Origin of the sequence: Mycolicibacterium hodleri, from assembly GCF_025822245.1 — a bacterium.
GTDB classification, from domain to species: domain Bacteria; phylum Actinomycetota; class Actinomycetes; order Mycobacteriales; family Mycobacteriaceae; genus Mycobacterium; species Mycobacterium hodleri.
In genome coordinates this window covers 1-338 of the sequence record NZ_JACKTL010000045.1, presented here as the reverse complement: position 1 = coordinate 338, position 338 = coordinate 1, and the positions used below count along the sequence as shown (strand labels likewise).

Genomic DNA, 338 nt, shown 5'->3' with positions numbered 1-338 from the left:
CGGGCGCCGGCGCGGGGCCGGTCGGCACGTTCGGTCCCGGTGCCTGGGCGGGAATCGGCGTGTTCATGCCGCGCTGAGACAGCCCGACGATGAGGGCTTCCTTGCCGCTGATTTCGTGGTTCTGGACCGCTTGCCAGAGGTCCTTCAGGTAGCTCGTGTTCGGGCTGTCCATGGGGCCGGCGGCGTTGGGATCCATCGTCGCCCCGGGCGGCGGTGCGTCCGGGCTGGCGAGGTGCGGAATGCCGTTGGGCGGGAGCACCGACGGATCGGCGGCCGGGGCGGCCGGAGCGGCGAGCGGTGCGGGGGCGGCCGGGTCGACGACCGGTGCCGGCGCGTCG

The 338-nt window shown here is 74.9% G+C and carries 1 pseudogene; it reads right to left on the bottom strand.

Annotated features, from left to right (window positions below):
- Positions 1-338: pseudogene (locus tag H7J06_RS20445) on the bottom strand (hypothetical protein); the annotation flags it as partial.